Raw genomic sequence first — 19,084 nt, forward strand, 5'->3', positions numbered from 1 at the left:
AAACGGGCGATCAGAGGAAAGCGCTCAACGCTGGGCTGCCCGGTCCTATGCAGCGGCTTTCGCATGCCGGTCGAAGAACAGTGCCTGGCTGATCAGGGCCTTGACCATCTCCGGATTGAACGGCTTGGTGACGAGGAAGGCCGGCTCCGGCCGCTCGCCGGTGAGGAGGCGCTCGGGAAAAGCGGTGATGAAGATCACCGGCACCGGGGTGGACGACAGGATCTCGTTGACCGCTTCGATGCCCGAGCTGCCGTCGGCAAGCTGGATGTCGGCCAGCACCATCTTCGGCCGCGTCTTTGCGAACATCGCCACCGCCTCGGCATGAGTACGCGCCGTTCCGACAACGCGATGGCCCAGGCTCTCGACCATTTGCTCGATGTCCATGGCGATCAGCGGCTCGTCCTCGATGATCAGCACATCGGTTGCCACTTGGCGGGAAATCTCGTTGCTGGCCTCGGCAAGAAGCTCGGAGAACTCCTGATCGTCGACGTCGAGAATCTCCGCCGCCTCGTCTTCGCTGAAACCTTCGACGGCGACCAGCAGGAAAGCCTGGCGGGGACGGGGTGAGATCGCGTTCAGATTGGCGGCGGCGCGCTGTTCCCACGCCGACTGCGGGTGTTCTTGCGGAACGCGGATGGCGACCGAGGTGAACAGCCTGGCGAAGACCTTGTAGAGCGCGATGCGGTCGTTCGACGCGTTCGGAAAGATGTCGATGTCGGCGATGATTGCTTCGAGCATCGCAGCGACCAGCGCGTCGCCACTCTCCTGCGATCCGGAGACGGCCCGCGAAAAGCGGCGCAGGAACGGCAGGTGTGGAGCGATGGTTGCGGATAGGCTCATGATGGACGTCTCCCTCTGACGTAATTGCATAGATTGCAGGCCAAGCTGATGACAAGCCCCGAAAACAAACCCTGAAAACATAAACGCCGGCTTTCCGAAAAAGTTCCGAGGCTTGGAACTAATACAGGAGGAAGGCGTTTGAGATCGGGACGGGCAACCAGACGAGGGGGGCCGCCTGCTTTTTGCGGCGTGTATATCGAAGGGCGGCAGGGTACTGGGAACGAAGGGCGAAATGACGACATGAGGAAAGACAACACGGCTGGCGCTGCAACGAACAGGCGCCGGGCTGCTTCCGGCGACCCACTCGGGCCAAACTCGGAAATCGGCCGCAAACTCAAACAATATTACGACGAGCTGGTCTCCGACAACGTGCCGGATCGCTTTGCCCAATTGCTCAGCCAGTTGGAACAGGCCCAACCTGCACGGAAAAAGGACTGAGCATGGCGGCCGTCTCCCAGAACTTCAAGACGGATCTGCTCGCTTCGATTCCGAGCCTGCGGGCGTTTGCCGTGTCATTGACGCAAAATGCCGACAAGGCCGACGATCTGGTGCAGGAAACGCTGGTGAAGGCGTGGGACAAGCATGAAAGCTTCGAGCCGGGCACCAATCTCAAGGCATGGCTGTTCACCATCCTGCGCAACGAATTCTATTCGCAGATGCGCAAGCGCGGCCGCGAGGTGCAGGATAGCGACGGCATCATGACCGCCAGGCTAGCCGTCCATCCGGCCCAGCACGGCCAGCTTGACCTCAAGGATTTTCGGAGCGCGCTCGAGCAATTGCCCGAAGACCAGCGCGAAGCCATCATCCTCATCGGCGCGTCGGGCTTTTCCTACGAGGAAGCCGCCGAAATTTGCGGCTGTGCGGTCGGAACGATCAAGAGCCGCGTCAGCCGCGCCCGCACGAGGCTGCAGGAAATCCTGAAGATTTCCGGCGATGACGAGTTTGGCCCGGATGCGATTTCGGCTCAGGTGACGGGGTCGAACGCCGCCTGAATACGGATCACCGGTAATGTGGGACCCTGTAGTCGGGCTTCGGTTTCAGGACATCAAATAACAGGTCCGCGCCCGCACGCCGACGCCACTGCCTCCACGAGATCGCCCCCCGAATAGGGCTTGGTGACCAGTCTGACATCCGGAAACGCCACCTTGATTTCGTCCATGTCGGAATAGCCCGAGGCGAAGACGAAAGGCACGCCCGATTCGCGCAGCCGCGAAGCGAAATCGAGTGTCGAAGTGCCGCCCAGCATGAGGTCGACGATGGCCGCGTCGAAACGCGAGGCAACGCTCTGCCGATCGATCTCAGCCAGATCGCGGGCGATGACCACATCGTCGGCGCCATAGTCGCGGCAAAGCTGCTCGACATCCATGGCGATCAGGAATTCATCCTCCAGAACAAGAATCCGCAATCCGTCCAGCAATCGGGGCACGTGGCAATGTCTCCGTGGGGCGCAGGGAACTGGGAGCGCAAGGGATAGAGGAGTCATGATCTCTATTTGGCTTCCTGTCATTTAAAGTTATTTCGCATCCTGTCATTTAAAAAAGACATGCCGCCGCAGATGGCGGAACCTCGACGCCTGCAGGGCGTTTGCTAGCGCCCTCCACAAGAGGGCCAGCTTTGAAGAGGGATTGAAATGTCTGGCCAGAACGGCCGTTCCTTGTCCGCCCGCCGCTATTCATGTGAGAACTGCCCACTGCGGCCGTTGCCGGCGTTCCGGGCGTTCGAGAAGCAGGAACTCGTCTTCGTCAATGGGTTCAAGAAGGGCGAACTGGCCGTCGACAAGGGCGACACGGTTCTGGTTGAGGGAAGCCACAGTGCCCATCTGTATACCGTGCTGTCGGGTTGGGCTTTTCGCTACAAATTGCTGTCGGATGGCCGCCGGCAGATTCTGAACTATTCCATGCCAGGTGATCTCGTCGGTCTGCAAGGCAGTCTGATGGGCGAAATGCAGCACTCCGTAGAAGCGCTGTCGCCAATGCTGCTCTGCCTCTTCGAGCGGGAGGCCCTCCCCGAACTCTACCGCAGCCATCCGGGCCTCGCCTACGACATCACCTGGATTGCCTCGCGAGAGGAGCGCATGCTGGACGAGAACCTGCTCAGTGTCGGCAGACGCACCGCGCTGGAGCGTGCTGCCTATCTCATCGCCTTCATCTCCAGTCGCGCCAGGGTGGTCGGGCTGAACGGCAGGACGCCCGTGCAGATTCCGATCACACAGCAGCACCTCGCCGATACGCTCGGCCTGTCGCTGGTCCACACCAACAAGACAATCCGCAAGCTGATGGACCGCAAGCTTATCTTCTGGCGCGACGGCGGCTGCGAGGTGGTCGACAACGAAAGGCTCAAGGAACTCGCCCGCTGGGAAGGGTTGAGCGAAGGTCGCCGACCGCTGATCTGAGCGGCTACCGGAGACGTGCCGGGCTGGACTCGGCTGCTTAAACACCCTTTCATGGGAGTTGTTCCGATTTCGGAACCTTGGGGTGGGTCGAACGTTTCGACCCGAGCAAACGCAAGGAGTCAAGCAATGGCGACTGCCGCAGGAAAGTCCCCGAACGAAAGCCGGCCGAATTCGGACCTTGAAGACGACATCAGGCAACTGAAAGTCGACATCCAGAAACTCACCGAACAGCTGGCCGAGACCGGCCAACATGGTTACGGGGCTGCTCGTCGCGTTGCTGCGGAAGGGGTTGAGCAATTGCGCGCCCAAGGCGAAGCAGCATTTGAAAATGTGCGCAGCAACGCCAAGGATATCGAAGCTCAAGTGGTGGCGAGCGTGCGCGAAAAGCCGGTGACGTCGCTGGCAATCGCGGCAGGCGTGGGCTTTCTGTTTGCGCTTCTCGCTCGCCGCTAGTCTCAGCCCAGATGGGGATGCTGGCATCGTTGATCTCGGGCCTCGCCTCGGGTGAAGCCCTCGCAGCCCTGCGTCGCGCGCGCACGGCTGCAATCGTCTATGCGCTCGCAGCACTTGCAGCACTGTGCGGCCTCGGTTTCCTCGTCGGAGCGGCCTACGTCTGGGTGGCGGGTCGCTACGGGCCGATGGCAGCCTGCCTTGGATTCGGGGTCGGCTTTCTGGTGATCGCAGGGCTCCTCCTGCTCGTCCATCAGCTGTCGGCCGGCGCGCGCGCCCGACGCCGGGTGCGGAGGCGCAATGCCGATATGAAGGCGGTCGGCATCACGGCGGCGCTCGCCGTGCTGCCGGCGCTACTCAAGGGGAAAGGCGGCCTCGGCACCATACTCGCCCCGGCAATTGCACTCGCCGCCTACGCCATCTACCGCGAGAACGCAAAGCCCGATGTCGACGATCCGGATGCCGGCGAAGCGAAATAGCTCGAAGCGGCTCTTCTCCTGTTGGCAATGATCCGAAATCCGGGTTCCACTTTCCCTGACGCGGACCTTCGGTTGGGATCAATGCTCGAGCCGTCACTTCGGCAGATCCTCCAGCGGCATCGATATTTCGGCGAACACGCCTTCCGGCCGGAATTCGTGGGTCACTTCACTGGAGATGACCTTGGCCAGGCTGCGGCGGATCAGGATCGAGCCGAAGCCTTGGCGTTCGGGCGAGGCAACTTCAGGCCCGCCGCTTTCGCGCCAGGTCAGCACCAGGCGCCGAGCGCCTTTCCGCCCCTGCGCCTTCCAGTCGAGATCGACCTTGCCCGAAGCTGCCGACAGCGCTCCGTGTTGCAGCGCGTTGCTGGCCAGTTCATGCAGGATCAGGCCGAGCCCGACTGCCTGGTCGGGCGAAAGCAGCAGATCGGCGCCTGAGATCGTCATGCGCGGCTGTTCGGCGGTGTCGAACGGCTTGACCTCGATTTGCACGAGTTCGCGAAGGCCGATGCCGCGCCACTCGCGGTCGGACAGCAGGCTGTGGGCGGCGCCCAGCGCCTGAAGCCTGGCGCTGAAGGCGTCGAGGAAATCCCTCGGCTGGCGGGCATGGCGAACTGTCTGCGTCGCCAGCGCCTGCACGGTCGCCAGCGTGTTCTTGACGCGATGGTTCAGCTCGCGCAGCAACAGCCGCTGCCGCTCATCTCCGAGCTTGCGTTCGGTGACGTCGTAGTTGACGCCGAAGATCAGCGTCGGCTTGCCGTCGCCGTCGCGCTCGATGACACGGCCGCGCGTAGCGAGCCAGCGCGGCGGACTGATGCCCTTGACGCGGTATTCGCCAAAATAATCGTCGCCGCCGCTCAGTGCGTCGCGAAAGCGCGTCTCGGTCTGGTAGACGTCACGCGGGTCGATGGCGGCAAGGATATCGCGCGCCCTCAGCCGGGTCGAGCGCGGCAGGTCGAACAGCTCCGATAACCGGGCATCGCATTCGATCATATCGGTATGGATATCCCATGCCCAGCTCGCGAGCGATGCGGCATCGAGCGCAATGCCGCGCCGCTTTTCCTCGCGCGCCAGCGCCGCTGCGGCGCTGGCGCCGTTGCGGGTGGCGTCCTTCAATGCGAACAGGCTGGCGGCGAGGCTGGCGAGCGCCGTCAATTGTTCGAGCTGGGCGGCAGACGGGGACCCGCGCGGCTTCCGGTCGAACACGCAGAGTGTGCCGATGCGGGCGCCGGCCACCACAATCGCCGCACCCGCATAGAAACGGACATGATGCTCGCCAGTGACCAGCGGGCTGGCGTTGAAGCGTGAATCCTTGGTCGCATCGGTCACCACCATCGGCTCGTCGCCGGCGGCAATGGTATGGGCGCAGAAGGATGTGTCGGCCGCGGCCTCGGTCTCATCCAGGCCGACATGGGATTTGTACCATTGCCGTTCGACATCGAGCAGCGTCACCAGCGCGATAGGCGCTTGCATCACCGCGGCGGCAAGACCGCTGATATGGTCGAAGTCAGGATCGGCGGCCGTGTCGATTGCATCGAGACTGTGGAGTACGGCAAGCCTGTCCTGCGCCCTTACCACGCCAAGGACATCGACCGGCAGATTCGGCTTCATCTCTACCCTGCTATCCACACGGCTCCCCCCTGGCTCCGAAACCGGAACCTTCGCCTTGAGGAACCGTTACCCAACCACATTTTGCCAGCCGCGCCCGCCGGGCCAACCGAAATGCCAGCGACAACCGAAATGGAGGCCGATCATGCCCAGGATCGTTCCTGAAGACAAAGCCCGCCAAGGACGCTGGGGGTGGCACACTTTTCGCATCCTGATCGCTGCACTGCTTTTGGCGTTTATCGCCTGGGGCATCGCGGAGATCTACGGCAACATGATAGACAGGACGCCGACAACCGAACAGGGCGAACTCCCCAGGAACGAACAGGGCGAGATTCCCAAGGGCTGAAGGCTTCCGATCGACTATGCCGGGACGCATCACGCGGCCTTCGCCTGGACGGCGCGCGCCGGAACCAGAACATTCAGCGCGCCAGGATGGATTTGGATCGTGGTTTCGCGGTCAAGCCTGACCAGCTCGCCATCCATGACGGCGCGAAGCTTCCTGGCGGCCGAGTGGACTTTCAAAACGACCCGATCGGCCTGATGGATTTCGACGTGCTCACTATCGCGCCATTTGCCGCGCGCCATGTCGAAGAGGAACCTGACCAGTTCGCCACGCCGCCGCGCCACCGTGACGTAGATGCCAAGCACGCCGCCGGCGGGATTGTCGGCATAAGGCAGATGACCCTCGCCGATCAGATTGTTGGTGATGCCGATTCCGGTGGTGCGCGTCACGATCTCGGCTTCGCCGATGATCAGCGTCACCTCCATTGCCGACGGGTTGTTGATCGCCGCCCAGGCAGCCTTCACCGAAGCCCGCATCTTTCCCAGCCGCGAGCCAAATTCCATGGTCTGGCGAAGCTGAACCATCCTGGCATGCATGCCGATCGAGAACTGATGCACGAACGGCTGGCCGTTGGCGGTCGCCACATCGACTGCAATCACCTCGCCGTCGGCAAAGGATTTCACGGCTGCGTCAAGGGTCTGTGGGACGCCGAGCCCGCGTGCAAACAGGTTCATCGTGCCAGCAGGTAAAATGGCAAGTGCTTTCTTGCCGCCCATCAACCGAGCCGCCGCGGCCGAAATGGTGCCGTCGCCGCCACCGGCCAGCCCAATGTCGACACTGTGCCTGGAAGCGATGCGGTCCAGCGTTGCGACGATGTCCTTGCCGGCAACGATTTCGATATCGATGCAGTGACCTGCTGCCTCCAATGTCTGGCGCATTCGGTCGGTGAAGGTGGAGAGATCAATCGTGCGCAGGGTGCCGCCCTCCTGGTTCAGCACCGCCGCAAATCGCATTCCCCCGCTCCGATTTATCTTGGCAACCATTGGATAATCATCGGCCGCAACAGACCGAGCCATGGGCCGAAACGGGGCGGTTGAAAAAAAGTTCCGCAGCTCTAACGAAAATACAGGAGCCAATCTCGCCCGGCTAAACGCACGATTGAGCGCGATTCGGGTGGTTTTTTCACACCGCTCGCGATGGTGTCGGAACAACGGCGCGGTCACGACGTTGTGAATGTGTAACGCCGCGACCGATCTCCCATGCTCGCGGCGCGAGATAACGCACGAGGAGGACTACGATGATCCGCACCCTTTTATCCACCACCGCACTGGCAGCGTTGATTGCGACCGGTGCGTATGCGCAGGAGGCCACAACCCCGGCGCCGACCCAGGACCCGGCGGTCCAGGAAACCGCTCCGGCGGCTCCCGTTGCCCGCGCCGACGGCAGTCTGGTGACCAATATCATTGGTGAATCGGTCTATAACGGCCCAGGCGACGATGCCGAGAACATCGGTGAAGTCAGTGATGTCGTCTTCGATGAAAACGGTCAGGCGAAATCCGTCGTCATCGGCGTCGGCGGTTTTCTTGGCGTTGGCGCCAAGAACGTCGCTTTCGACTACAACAAGCTGCAATGGGCCGAACGGAACGGCGACCGCTGGCTGATTGCCGAAACCACCAAGGACGAGCTGACGGCTCAGCCGGACTTCGACCGCAGGCCTTACGATCCGGCTCCTGCGGCCCCGGCTCCTGCAGGCAGTGACACTACGGCTACGGCTCCCGCTCCATCGACCTCGACGGATACGACCGCGCAGAACGCGCCGGCGGCTCCAGCCGATAGCGCCGCAGCTCCGGCCGAACCTGTGGAGCGTGCCGACGGCAACCTTGCCACCAATATCATCGGCGAAACCGTCTACAACGGCACCGGCGACGACGCTCAAAACATCGGCGACGTGAACGACATCGTCCTGGCCAAGAATGGCAAGGCCGAGTCCCTGATCATCGGCGTCGGCGGCTTCCTTGAGGTTGGCGAAAAGAATGTCGCCTATCAGTTCGACATGGCCAAGTGGGCGGAGAGGGACGGCGATCGCTGGCTGGTCGCCGAAACCACGAAGGAAGACCTGGAGGCGCTGCCGGAGTTCGACCGCGAGGCCTATGATCCCGCCCCGGCGACAACCGCATCGACTGACGCGGCGACGCCGGCGCCGGTGACCACCACCCCTGCCGTCACTCCGGACCCAGCTCCGGCGGAGAAGACCGCGGAAGCTCCGGCGACAACGCCTGACCCCGCTGCTCCGGCACCGGCGGACAAGACGGCGCAGGCCCCGGCGGCAACGCCTGAACCCGCTGCTCCGGCTCCAACGGACAAGACGGCCGAGGCTCCGGCTGCAGCAACGCCTGACGCCACCCCCGACCAGACGCAGACCGCAGCGATCGACAAGTCGGCGCTGACTGAAATGCCGGTCGACAAAATCCGTTCCGAGGATTTGGTTGGAACCACCGTCTATGGCGCCAATGATGTCAACCTCGGCGAGATTGGTGACGTCGTGCTGACGGGCGACAAGAAGGTCGACGCCGTCATCATCGACGTCGGCGGTTTCCTCGGCGTTGGCGAGAAGGAAGTGGCAATCGGCATGGACAATCTTAAGTTCATGACCGACAAGGATGGCAACCGCTATCTCTACACGAGCTTCACCAAGGAGCAGCTCGAGGCGCAGGCCCCCTATGACAAGGCCACATATACGCAAAACCGCGACACCCAGCGCATGATGATGCGGTAGTTTACTCCAGCGACGAAGGAGGCCCGTGCCGGCAAAGGCGCGGGCCTTTTTTATGACTGGAAAAATGGCAGGCCTGCGACGTGGCCAACAACGCCGTCCTCGGTCAGTTCGGCAAGCGCCAGCGACTGATCGAGATGTTCGGCCCGCCAGGCAAGCAGCCTTTCGGCAAGCTCCAGCCGGACCGGCAGATAGGCGGGATCGGCAGCGACATTGGTCAATTCGTCTCGATCCTGCTCCAGGTCGAACAGCAGCGGCGGCAGGCCGCTGCCGAAATGCACATATTTGAACTGTTGCGTGCGGATGACGGCCAGGTTGCACTGGCGCGGACCGATGCCGAAATGGCGTTCGGCATCGCCGTCGGCGACCGAGCGGAAATCGAACTCCCAATGCGCGGCCTCGCGCCAGTTGCCCGGCTCCCCGGCATCCAGGAATGGCTTCAGCGATTGTCCGTCGAGGTGCGGCGGGGATACCTCGCCAAGCAGATCGAGCAATGTCGGCGCTATGTCCACCGCTTCGGTGAAGCGGTCGACACTGGCGCCGGCTGCCTTGCGGCGACGCGGGTCGCGGATGATCAGCGGAATATGAAAACTGCCGTCGAAGAAGCCGCCCTTGCCCAGCATGAAATGGTCGCCCATCATCTCGGCATGGTCAGAGGTCAGCACGATGATGGTGTCGTCCCAGGCATCGACCGCCTTGACCGCCTGCCAGATCCGGCCAAGCTGCGCGTCGACTTCCGAGATCATGCCGTAATAGAGCGCGCGGATTTGGGCAAAATTGTCATCGCCCCAGTCGCGCACCTTGCCCTCGGCGCCGGGGCGGAAATTTGCCCGCTGCTGCTGGTCAAGTTCATAGGCGAGGTAGGGGTGGCTCTGCGCCTCGGCCTGCCAGTTCGCGGCGCGGAGGAAGGCTGTGCCGTCGGCCGGGTCATACATGCTGTTGTAAGGCTCCGGCACGATGAATGGCGGATGCGGGCTGAGGAAGGAAAGGTGCGCGAACCACGGTGTATCGCGCTCCTGTTCGCCAAGCCAGCGGACGAATTCGCCGGTCAGGAAGGCGGCTGGGGTCTCGTCCTTCGAGTAGACGGGCGGTGAGGTGGTCACGGCGCCGTCCGTCGTAGCACCGACGATTTCGACCGCTGGGCGATGAATATCGGGAAAACCGGCGCTGCTATCGATGCCGCGCGCCTTGAGCCATGACAGCCAGGGTTTCTGGTGCTCCGGCAGGAGTTGGCGCACGGTGAAGCCGGGCAGCACGCCTTCATAGCTTTTCAGCCGCGGGTCGCCTGGCGCCAGCGTGCGTGGATCGGGCGATACGTCGGTATAGCCGAACAGCGTCGGATCATAGCCGAGACTGCGTGCCGAGAGCGCGATGTTGCCATGGCGGGCGTCGAGCGGCGTGCCGTTGCGGCAGACGCGGTTGTTCATCTGGTAAAGGCCGGTGTAGAGGCAGGCGCGTGCCGGCGAGCAGGGCGCCGCCCCGCCAAAGTGCTGTCGAAACAGCACACCCTCGGCGGCGAGCGCGTCGGCATTCGGCGTTCGCACCACCTTGTGGCTTGCCGCCGACAGGCAGTCGCCGCGCCACTGGTCGCAGGTGATCAGGAGAACATTCGGGCGTCTGTCTTTTCTGACCAATGCTGTCTCCTTCATTGAAAACCTGCCGCGAATACCCGCCGCTCATGGAGCCGAATTTTTGTGGCGAAACAAGCCTCAGGTATTCGCTAAATGGTGAACAAATGGCGTGTCATTGTTCACTTATAGAGCACAGTCCATCTGTGTTTGGGGCCTTTGCCGCAGGCTGGCGGCTCCTCATATTGACGTGGACCGCGGCATGGGCCGCACAGGACAAGGGAAGGAGCAGGAAAATGCTCGATCAGATCAAGGGACTGCATCACGTCACCTCGATGGCCAGGGATGCGCGCCAGAACAACGAGTTCTTCACCAAAAAGCTCGGCCTGCGCCGGGTCAAGAAAACCGTCAATTTCGACGCGCCGGATGTCTACCATCTCTATTATGCCGACGAGTTCGGCACGCCCGGTTCGGTGATGACCTATTTTCCGTTCCCCAACATCGGCAAGGGCCGCCACGGCGTCGGCGAGGTCGGCACCACGGTCTATTCGGTGCCCGAAGGCACGCTTGCCTATTGGGAAAAGCGTTTTGCCGATGAGGGCGTCGCTGGGCTGTCGCGCCAAGAGAGCTTCGGCGAGAAGCGCCTTGGCTTCGCCGGTCCCGATGGCGACGGGTTTGCGCTGGTCGAGAACAAGGCCGACATCCGTACGCCGTGGGCGAAGGGCGATGTTCCCTCCGACGAGGCGATCCGCGGCTTTCACTCGGTGTCGCTCAGGCTGAAGGATGGCGGCGCCACAGAAGAGCTGCTGAGATTCATGGGCTATGAGGAAGTCGACACGTCCGGCACTGTAAAAAGGCTGGCGGTGAAGGACGGCAACGGCGCCAACATCGTCGATATCGAATCGCTGCCGGGCGCCGCTTTTGCCGATCTCGGCGCCGGCTCGGTCCACCACGTCGCCTTCGCTGTCGAAGACCGCGCCAAGCAGCTCGAAGTGCGCAAGGCGCTGATCGACACCGGCTACCAGGTGACGCCGGTGATCGACCGCGACTATTTTTGGGCGATCTATTTCCGCACGCCGGGCGGCGTGCTGTTCGAAGTCGCCACCAACGAGCCGGGCTTCGACCGCGACGAGGACACCGCCCATCTCGGCGAGGCGCTGAAGCTGCCGTCGCAGCACCAGCATCTGCGGCCCTATCTCGAGCAGCATCTGCAAAAGCTGGAAGACTGAGGACAAGCCCATGAGCAAGGACGCCTACATCTACAAGACACTGCCAGGTTCGCCTGATGGATCGCTGCTCTTCGTCTTCCACGGCACCGGGGCCGACGAGAGCCAGCTTCTGTCGTTCGGGCGCGATCTCGCGCCGCAGGCGACCATCGTCTCGCCGCGCGGCGATGTCTCGGAATACGGTGCCGCGCGCTTCTTTCGCCGCACCGGCGAGGGCGTCTACGACATGGACGACCTGGCGCGGGCGACGGACAAGATGGTTGGCTTCGTCAAGGCACATGTCGAGGCGGCAAAGCCCTCGTCGGTGCTTGGCCTCGGCTATTCCAACGGCGCCAACATCCTGGCCTCGGCGATGTTCGCGGCGCCCTCTTTGTTCGATGCGGCGGTTCTGATGCATCCGCTGATTCCATTCGAGCCGGAGGTGAAGGGCAGCCTGGCCGGCCGCCGCATCCTGGTCACGGCAGGCAAACGCGATCCGATCTGCCCGCCGAACCTGACCGCTCGGCTCGAAGCCTATTTGCGCGCCGATGGCGCCGATGTCACAGTGGAGTGGCACGACGGCGGCCATGAGGTGCAGTCGAACGAGATCGAGGCGGCGCAGCGGTTCCTGTCCGCTACGCCGGCAGAAGGAGCGTAAGCAATGCCTGACCAATTGCCGGAGATCGAACTGGAGGATCGCGGTTCCAAGGGCCGTTATCTGTTGCGCGGGCCTGATGGCGCCGAGGCGGAGATGACGTTCACCAAGATCGGCGAGCACCAGATCATCATCGACCACACCGAAGTGCCGGATGCGTTTCGCGGCCAGGGCGCGGGGCTTAGGCTCGTTACCCGCGCCGTCGAGGACGCGCGCGCGGCTGGCAAGAAGATCATTCCCCTGTGCCCGTTCGCCAACGCCCAGTTCCGACGTCACCAGGAATGGGCCGACGTGCTGAAGCAATAGCTTCGATCCCAGCGCCAGGCCTCGGCGCCCGGTGACCGTTGAGGGCGGGCAGCTACAAGCGCATCGCTTCATTTGCGCAGGTTGCAGTCTTGCCCAGTGGCCAGTCTTGCCCAGTGGCCAGTCTTGCCCAGTGGCCAGTCTTGCCCAGTGGCCAGTCTTGCCCAGTGGCCAGTCTTGCCCAGTGGTCGTCTTGCCCAGTGGGTCGTCTTGCCTAGTGGGTATTGCCTTGCCTAAGTATTGCCCGCCCGACCAATCGAACCGAAATGATCCTTTGATGACCGAAACCGATCTTGTTCCCGTCTTCGACGGCCACAACGATACGCTGCTCAGGCTCCATCAGTCGAAAGACGCGGATGTCGAAAAGCTGTTCATCGAGGGAACATCGGGTGGCCACATCGACCTGCCGCGAGCGAAAAAGGGCGGCTTTGCCGGCGGCATGTTCGCGATTTTTCCGCCGCCGGTCGAGAAATCCAAGCGCAGTGCGGTTCCTCCCGCGCCGAGCGATATCGAGCCCTTGCCGCCCGAAATTGCGCGCGCCGACGCGCTTTCTTCCACCATCGCCATGGCCTCGATCCTGTTCAGGCTGGAACGAGCGTCGGCACTCACCGTCTGCCGCAGCGCCGGCGACGTGCGAAACGCGATGGCGCAAGGGTCGATCGCAGCGGTGTTCCATATAGAAGGCGTCGAGGCGATCGACCCCGAACTGACCATGCTGGACGTGCTGCATGCCGCAGGCTTGCGCTCGCTCGGCATCGTTTGGAGCCGCCCGAACGCTTTCGGTTATGGAGTGCCGTTCCGTTTCCCGTCGACGCCCGACACCGGACTTGGCCTGACCGATGCCGGCAAGGCGCTGGTCAAGGCCTGCAACCAGCTCCGCATCATAGTGGATCTTTCGCACCTCAACGAAAAGGGATTTCGCGACGTTGCCGAGATCAGCGACGCACCGCTGGTCGCGACCCATTCCAATGTCCATGCGATCTGCGGCCATTCGCGTAACCTCACCGAATGGCAGCTCGGCGCGATCCGCGACTCGGGCGGCATGGTCGGGCTGAATTTCGCCACCGGGTTTTTGCGCGAAGACGGCAGGATGAATGCCGATACCAGTCTCGACATCATGGTGCGCCATGTCGATTCACTGCTGCGGGCGCTGGGCGAAGACGGCGTCGGACTCGGGTCCGACTTCGACGGCGCCATGATCCCGGCTGTGATCGGTGACGTCACCGGCCTGCCAAAACTGCTCGATGCGTTCGCCGCGCGCGGATTCGGTCGCGCGCTGATCGAGAAAATCGCCTACCGCAACTGGATCAGCATGCTGGAAAAATCCATTGGCTAAAGGGTCGCCCGGCAGAGCAGCGAGCGACCTGCAATATGTCGATCGGGCGGGGTGATGATCTCGACAGGACCGTTGTCTCCGGAGCTCAAGCCGCGGATGATCGCGGGCTTCGAGAACTTCAAGGCCGCCTCTTGAAGCGCCAGACCGCACGAACCGATGTCGCCATCGTTGGCGCCGGCTTTACCGGCCTGTCAGCCGCGCATGAATTGAGCAAGGCCGGCATCGATTTTGCGCTGTTCGAGGCGCGCCACCGGGTTGGCGGGCGGGTCGAGTCCAAGTGGAACGGGCTTGGCGAGCGGATCGACAGCGGCGGTCAGTTCCTGTGCGAGGACATGCCGGAACTGATGGCCCTGGTGCGAACGCGCGGCAAGACGTTGGTCGAGACCTATGCTAAGGGCGAGTTCGTTGCCCAGCCGCTGACCGGCGCAAAGGAAGCCGAGCGAATCTACCACGCATCGAGGTCGATCCGCGACCGCATGAACGCGATCGCACCGGGTGATCCGGCTATCGCCGGCTTGACCGTCGCCGCATGGCTCGATCCCCAGAACGATCCCGGCGAGGCCAAGGCGGCTTTCCGCTCGATGATCGAGGGCCTGTGGTGCCAAGCGCTCGAAAAACTGCCGCTTTGGCACCTCATCGACAATGACCGCCGTATCACCAATGAGGTCTCGGAGCTGCAGTATTTCGTGCACGAGACCATGCAGTCTCTGGCGGATGATCTGGCCGGCGATCTCGGCGACCGCCTGCGATTGAACGCGCCGGTCAGAACGATCGGGCGCAGACCGGGAGGCGTTCGTCTCGCGTCGACGACGGGCTCGATCACGGCGCGAATTGCGCTGATCGCGATGCCGCCGATGATGACTTCGAAGCTGGATTTCGCGCCGCCGCTGCCGGCTGCCTTGCAAAAGGCCCTCGGCGTTTGGCAAAGCGGCGCGGTGATCAAAATACAGGTGCGCTATGCCACAGCCTTTTGGCGCGCCAAGGGCTTGAGCGGTATGGTGATGTGGCGCGATCCGCCGGCACTTTTTGCCTGTGACGTCAGCAAGGATTGCGGCCACCCTGCGTTGGTCGTCTTCGTAGGCGGGCCGCTTGCCCTCCGCTGGCGGGAACTGAGAGATGCCGCGTTGCGCGCCGAGGTTACGGCGCGGCTGCAGCAGGCGCTCGGCACGGGCGCAGACGACTTCATCGATTTTAGCTATCGCGACTGGACCGATGATCGCTGGAGCGGTGGTGGCTACGGCGATCTCATCATCGATACAAGTGCCACGGAGGCCGAACAAATCATCCTGGCCGGCGCGCCGCCAGTGTATTTCGCATCTTCGGAATTGTCGCCGTCGTTTCCGGGCTATGTCGAAGGCGCAATCGTGGCTGGGCGCATTGCGGCACAGAAAATCCTCTCGGAACTTAATCCGCAGTAATCACAAGCGCCTCATGGTCGCAGGCGAGGGCGTCTCAAGGTGGCGACCGGACGTCGCCGGGCCAGAGCGGCGGCGCGATTTGATCTCGTGAACATGCGACTGGATGAAAACAGTTCGGCAACGAACTCCCTCGCCCCTGCATGACCGGATGTGCCCGCCGAATTCCCGTTTCAAAGCTGTTACACGGCCAGTTTGCGTGCGTCGTTCGTCCGTTACAAGGTGCGACTATGTTCGTTTCCACAGAAAAAGAAGATCGACGAAGGGAAGCGCGATGTATACGAAAATCCGGACTGCCTGCAATGACCGCCGCCTGCAAGCGCCGGAGCGCAACGATCGGCGGCCGAAGCTGGCGCTGCGCCAGCGCGCCAACGACCATCCGATGGCGCTGTTCGTGGTGCTGGGCGCCGCCGCGTTCGCCGGCATGGCATTCGCGCCGACGGTTGGTCCCGCCTTTGCTTCACTGAACCCGCCGGCAAACATCGTCAAAGGCGCGCCGACCACGACCAAGACCGCGCGCCTGCCGATGCCAGAGATCGATTTTGTCTGCAAGGGGCAGGCCTGGGGCGCCGAGAGCGCGGACTGCCTGCGCGTCATTGCCGAGCAATCCGGCATTCACAAGGCGCGCGCGGTCCGCGTGATCGCCAATGCCGCGCCGCTGACCGATACCCCGAACGTTTTTTGATGCTCCGAGCGACCCTCCAGTGCTCAGGCAGGCTCCCGCCGCATCGGTCGGGAGTCTTTTTTCTCTGGACCTGGCCCTTTGTTTAAGCATCGGATTTTTTCAAAAACCGATTTCCACCAGTCCGAAGTTCTAGTCTAGCTGCCCAATGCGGCCTGCTCGGCGATGGCCGACAGCACGCCGCGCACGTCCAGCGTGCTGAACGGCTTTTCCAGGATCTGCGGCCGCTGCGGCGCCGGCAATGCCTCGATTTCGGCCTTCGCGCCGATCAGGTCGCCGGTGACCAGAACGAAGCGCCGCGCCAGATCAGGCTTTTCGGCGAGCAGTTCGCGATAGATTGATATGCCGCTGGTGCCGGGCATGCGCAGATCGGAAAAGACGATGTCTGGCGGCATATGGCCGGACAAGGTCACGGCGGCCGACGCCCAGGCCGGCACGATCCGCGACTTGATGCCCATCAACTCCAGAATGTCGGACAGCGAGGCGGCGACATCCGGCTCGTCATCGATGATCAGCGCGTGACGCAAACCGCTCGAGCGCGACGGGCTTTCGCCGGCGGCGGCCGCGCCGCCGGCGATCGCCGGCAACTGGACGACGAATCGGGCGCCTCTCGGCAGAACTTCCTCGAACCAGACATTGCCATTGTGCCGTTCGATGATCGACTTCGAGATCGACAGGCCGATGCCGGTGCCGACGCCGACCGGCTTGGTGGTGAAATACGATTCGAAGATGCGAGAGCGTATCGCTTCCGGCACGCCCGGCCCGTTATCCTCGACCGAGAAACAGGGATTGCCGCGATCGCTGCGAAACGTGCGAACCTTGATCAGCCGGTCGCCGCCGATGCCGGCCAGCGCGTGCTGGCTGTTGATGAGGAAATTGGCGGCCACTTGCGTCACATGGTCGGCGTCGGCCATGGCCAGCAGCGGACCGCTGGCGAAATCGGTATCGATAATGATGCCGGTCGACCTAGCGCCGTAGGCGGTCACTTCGAGTGCCGCACGGACCACCTGGTTGAGGTCGGTCTCGGCCTGAGACGCCGGATGCAGGCGAACCATGGAGAGGAAGCTCTTGACGATGCGGCCGCAGCGCTCTGCGGCGGCGCGCACCTTTTCGGCGCGCACCTTGGTCTGCGGGTCTGAAGCGAACTCGTGCAACAAAGTCGATTGGGCGACGACCACGGCAAGCGGGTTATTGAGCTCGTGTGACACGCCGGCAAGCAGCGAGCCCATCGCCGCCATCTTCTCGTTCTGGTGCAGCTTTTCACGCTGGCGGCCGATCTCCTCCTCGGCGCGCAATTTGTCGCGCAGGTCGCGGATCGAGCCGAAGATCAGGCGGCGGTCGGCGACCCGCATCTCGGTCGCCGTCAGTTCGATCGGAAAGACCTCGCCGGCCGCGTTCTGGGTGACGGTCTCGATCCGCTGGCCGACCATCGGCGCGCCGCGGCCCGACATGTATTCGGCGCCCGACACATAGCCCTTGCGATAATAGTCCGGAACGACGGTGTCGAGCAGGTCCTTGCCGAGGATGTCGCTGCGCTGATAGCCGAACATCTTTTCGGCGGCGGGATTGAATTCGATGATCGAACCGGTCTCGTCGATGACGATGATGGCGTCGAGCGAGGCTTGCAGCATGGTGCGGCGGATGACTTCGCTGGCGTGGGCATCGGAAAGCGATCGTTCGATGGCGTCGCCGATGGCCAGTGCCACGATGTGCAGCGTTGCCTCTTCCTCGTCGGTCCATTCGCGCTCGTTCACGCAGTCGTTGACTGCGAGCGTGCCCCACAAATGGCCATGCGCAAAGACCGACACCGACAGGAACGACTTGATGTGCTGCTTTTCGAAGTCGGTTCTCAGAAAGCCTTCGAGGTCGCGCGTGTGTCCCGCGAAGATCTTGCCTTGCCGCTCGTCCTCCGCCAACCGTTCCAGCAGTGGGTCCGAATTGACAACCGACTGCAAAATCACCGTGGGCGATGCCAGTTCGCCACCGAATCGGGGATCGATCCAATAGGCCGCCACCGACTGGGCAAAGCCCTGGCCGGGCAGCTCACGTAGCCGAAACAGAATGCCGCGCTGGCAATCCATGGCCGCGCAGAGCGTTTCAAGGATGCTGCCCATCTCGCGCTGCCAGTCGCCAGCTTCGCGAAGCCGGCGCACGACGTGAACAGCGGCCATCGCCGCGCCCTGCCTGACGCCGTGCGTATCGCTGCGTGCTGCTTCAGCCGTCATGGTCAGCCGTCATTTCAGTGGTCGCCACCGAGAGTGGTTACCAGTGGTCGCGCCGCTCAGTTGCCTTCGCCGGTCGGCAGCGAGAAGATATAGCCTTCGCCGCGGACCGTGCGCAGGAACTTCGGATTGGCCGGGTCCGCCTCGATCTTCTTTCTCAGCCGCATGATGCGGATATCGACCGCACGTGAGGAGTCAGGATCTTCCACGAAGCCGATCGCCTCGGAGATCGCCGCACGCGTCAGCAAGCGGTTGGCACGCGTCAGGAAGACCTCCAGCACGTCGAACTCGCTCTTGGCCATGTCGATGACCGTCCCATTGGCGCCGGTGACGAACCGGCCGTCAAGATCGGCATGGAAAGGGCCGAAGTTCATGAAACGGCGGTTGGCAGTTGTTTCGGCCTTGGCGACCTGCGGCTCGACCGGCTGCGGCACGCGGCGCAGCACGCTGCGGACCCTCGCCAGCACCTCGCGCAATTCGTAAGGCTTGACGATGTAGTCGTCGGCGCCGAGTTCCAGCCCAACGATGCGGTCGAGCGCGGTGCCGGCGGCAGTGGCATAGATGATGCCGATCGGCATTTTCGAGCGCATCCAGCGGCCAAGCGACAGGCCGTCCTCGCCCGGCATGGCGATGTCGAGGATGGCCAGGTGAAACGACTGCGTTTCCAGCAAGGTTCGCGCAGCGCTGGCACTCTCGGCCGTAGCGACTTCGTAGCCGCTGGCGCCGAGATACTCGGCGACCGCGTCCCTCAGATCCGGCTCGTCCTCGACAACGACAATTCGTGCCCGCACGATGCTCTCGCTCCCACTTTCAGAGGAAAGTAGATTGGGTATAAACATCATGTCCAGCACTCATCTTGGGTTGCCGGTTGCAGGG

At 62.9% G+C, this 19,084-nt stretch carries 20 protein-coding genes; 13 read left to right on the forward strand and 7 right to left on the reverse strand.

Going from position 1 to position 19,084, the window contains the following annotated elements; translation table 11 throughout:
* Nucleotides 1-45: 45 nt before the first annotated feature.
* Nucleotides 46-840, reverse strand: a complete 795-nt coding sequence (locus NMG70_RS23815; protein WP_254026787.1) for a response regulator — start codon at nt 838-840, stop codon at nt 46-48.
* 240 nt (nt 841-1,080) lie between these two features.
* On the opposite strand from NMG70_RS23815, the gene NMG70_RS23820 reads away from it, so the two are divergent.
* Both NMG70_RS23820 and NMG70_RS23825 read left to right on the forward strand, forming a co-directional pair.
* Nucleotides 1,081-1,278 carry a NepR family anti-sigma factor gene (locus NMG70_RS23820; protein ID WP_254026788.1) on the forward strand — a complete coding sequence of 66 codons (198 nt, stop codon included), beginning with the start codon at nt 1,081-1,083 and terminating at the stop codon, nt 1,276-1,278.
* Nucleotides 1,279-1,280: 2 nt separating this feature from the next.
* A complete protein-coding gene (locus NMG70_RS23825; RefSeq protein WP_254026789.1) occupies nt 1,281-1,832 on the forward strand; it encodes an RNA polymerase sigma factor in 552 nt (183 codons plus the stop codon).
* A gap of 53 nt (nt 1,833-1,885) precedes the next feature.
* Here NMG70_RS23825 and NMG70_RS23830 read toward each other — a convergent pair whose 3' ends face one another.
* Entirely contained in the window at nt 1,886-2,206 is a 321-nt protein-coding gene (locus tag NMG70_RS23830; protein ID WP_436798450.1) for a response regulator, read from the reverse strand.
* A 264-nt stretch (nt 2,207-2,470) separates the two neighbouring features.
* Between NMG70_RS23830 and NMG70_RS23835 the strand changes: the two genes are divergently transcribed.
* From NMG70_RS23835 to NMG70_RS23845, 3 genes are all read left to right on the forward strand, one after another.
* The gene (locus NMG70_RS23835; protein WP_254026791.1) at nt 2,471-3,232 is read left to right on the forward strand and encodes a Crp/Fnr family transcriptional regulator; all 762 of its coding nucleotides are present in this window, start codon (nt 2,471-2,473) and stop codon (nt 3,230-3,232) included.
* Between the two features lie 126 nt (nt 3,233-3,358).
* Nucleotides 3,359-3,685, forward strand: a complete 327-nt coding sequence (locus NMG70_RS23840; RefSeq protein ID WP_254026792.1) for an ElaB/YgaM/YqjD family protein — start codon at nt 3,359-3,361, stop codon at nt 3,683-3,685.
* Nucleotides 3,686-3,696: 11 nt separating this feature from the next.
* On the forward strand, nt 3,697-4,161 hold the full coding sequence (locus tag NMG70_RS23845; protein ID WP_254026793.1) for a hypothetical protein: 465 nt from the start codon (nt 3,697-3,699) through the stop codon (nt 4,159-4,161).
* Between the two features lie 93 nt (nt 4,162-4,254).
* Here NMG70_RS23845 and NMG70_RS23850 read toward each other — a convergent pair whose 3' ends face one another.
* Nucleotides 4,255-5,769, reverse strand: coding sequence for a sensor histidine kinase (locus tag NMG70_RS23850; protein ID WP_254026794.1), 1,515 nt, complete (start codon nt 5,767-5,769; stop codon nt 4,255-4,257).
* A gap of 142 nt (nt 5,770-5,911) precedes the next feature.
* Here NMG70_RS23850 and NMG70_RS23855 point away from each other — a divergent pair, with 142 nt between their 5' ends.
* A complete protein-coding gene (locus NMG70_RS23855) occupies nt 5,912-6,112 on the forward strand; it encodes a hypothetical protein (RefSeq protein WP_254026795.1) in 201 nt (66 codons plus the stop codon).
* A gap of 29 nt (nt 6,113-6,141) precedes the next feature.
* Here NMG70_RS23855 and NMG70_RS23860 read toward each other — a convergent pair whose 3' ends face one another.
* Nucleotides 6,142-7,062, reverse strand: coding sequence for a diacylglycerol/lipid kinase family protein (locus tag NMG70_RS23860; RefSeq protein ID WP_254026796.1), 921 nt, complete (start codon nt 7,060-7,062; stop codon nt 6,142-6,144).
* A 284-nt stretch (nt 7,063-7,346) separates the two neighbouring features.
* Between NMG70_RS23860 and NMG70_RS23865 the strand changes: the two genes are divergently transcribed.
* Nucleotides 7,347-8,825 carry a PRC-barrel domain-containing protein gene (locus NMG70_RS23865; protein WP_254026797.1) on the forward strand — a complete coding sequence of 493 codons (1,479 nt, stop codon included), beginning with the start codon at nt 7,347-7,349 and terminating at the stop codon, nt 8,823-8,825.
* 50 nt (nt 8,826-8,875) lie between these two features.
* Here the strand turns inward: NMG70_RS23865 and NMG70_RS23870 are convergent, their stop codons facing one another.
* Nucleotides 8,876-10,456 carry an alkaline phosphatase family protein gene (locus NMG70_RS23870; RefSeq protein WP_254026798.1) on the reverse strand — a complete coding sequence of 527 codons (1,581 nt, stop codon included), beginning with the start codon at nt 10,454-10,456 and terminating at the stop codon, nt 8,876-8,878.
* A 230-nt stretch (nt 10,457-10,686) separates the two neighbouring features.
* Between NMG70_RS23870 and NMG70_RS23875 the strand changes: the two genes are divergently transcribed.
* The 6 genes from NMG70_RS23875 to NMG70_RS23900 all read left to right on the forward strand — a co-directional run bounded on the left by NMG70_RS23875 (nt 10,687) and on the right by NMG70_RS23900 (nt 15,989).
* Nucleotides 10,687-11,619 (forward strand): VOC family protein, encoded by a 933-nt coding sequence (locus NMG70_RS23875; RefSeq protein WP_254026799.1) that lies wholly within the window; start codon nt 10,687-10,689, stop codon nt 11,617-11,619.
* 10 nt (nt 11,620-11,629) lie between these two features.
* Complete coding sequence (locus NMG70_RS23880; protein WP_254026800.1) at nt 11,630-12,253, forward strand: alpha/beta hydrolase; 624 nt, start codon at nt 11,630-11,632, stop codon at nt 12,251-12,253.
* Between the two features lie 3 nt (nt 12,254-12,256).
* Entirely contained in the window at nt 12,257-12,556 is a 300-nt protein-coding gene (locus NMG70_RS23885) for a GNAT family N-acetyltransferase (protein WP_077373222.1), read from the forward strand.
* Nucleotides 12,557-12,830: 274 nt separating this feature from the next.
* On the forward strand, nt 12,831-13,889 hold the full coding sequence (locus tag NMG70_RS23890; protein WP_254026801.1) for a dipeptidase: 1,059 nt from the start codon (nt 12,831-12,833) through the stop codon (nt 13,887-13,889).
* A 131-nt stretch (nt 13,890-14,020) separates the two neighbouring features.
* Complete coding sequence (locus tag NMG70_RS23895) at nt 14,021-15,307, forward strand: flavin monoamine oxidase family protein (RefSeq protein ID WP_254026802.1); 1,287 nt, start codon at nt 14,021-14,023, stop codon at nt 15,305-15,307.
* A gap of 271 nt (nt 15,308-15,578) precedes the next feature.
* Nucleotides 15,579-15,989 carry a hypothetical protein gene (locus NMG70_RS23900; RefSeq protein WP_254026803.1) on the forward strand — a complete coding sequence of 137 codons (411 nt, stop codon included), beginning with the start codon at nt 15,579-15,581 and terminating at the stop codon, nt 15,987-15,989.
* Between the two features lie 134 nt (nt 15,990-16,123).
* Here NMG70_RS23900 and NMG70_RS23905 read toward each other — a convergent pair whose 3' ends face one another.
* Nucleotides 16,124-18,211 carry a PAS domain S-box protein gene (locus tag NMG70_RS23905; RefSeq protein ID WP_254026804.1) on the reverse strand — a complete coding sequence of 696 codons (2,088 nt, stop codon included), beginning with the start codon at nt 18,209-18,211 and terminating at the stop codon, nt 16,124-16,126.
* A gap of 56 nt (nt 18,212-18,267) precedes the next feature.
* The gene (locus tag NMG70_RS23910) at nt 18,268-19,047 is read right to left on the reverse strand and encodes a response regulator (protein WP_254026833.1); all 780 of its coding nucleotides are present in this window, start codon (nt 19,045-19,047) and stop codon (nt 18,268-18,270) included.
* Between the last annotated feature and the right edge of the window lie 37 nt (nt 19,048-19,084).

Origin of the sequence: Mesorhizobium ventifaucium, assembly GCF_935822925.1 — a bacterium.
In the GTDB taxonomy this organism is placed as follows: domain Bacteria; phylum Pseudomonadota; class Alphaproteobacteria; order Rhizobiales; family Rhizobiaceae; genus Mesorhizobium; species Mesorhizobium ventifaucium.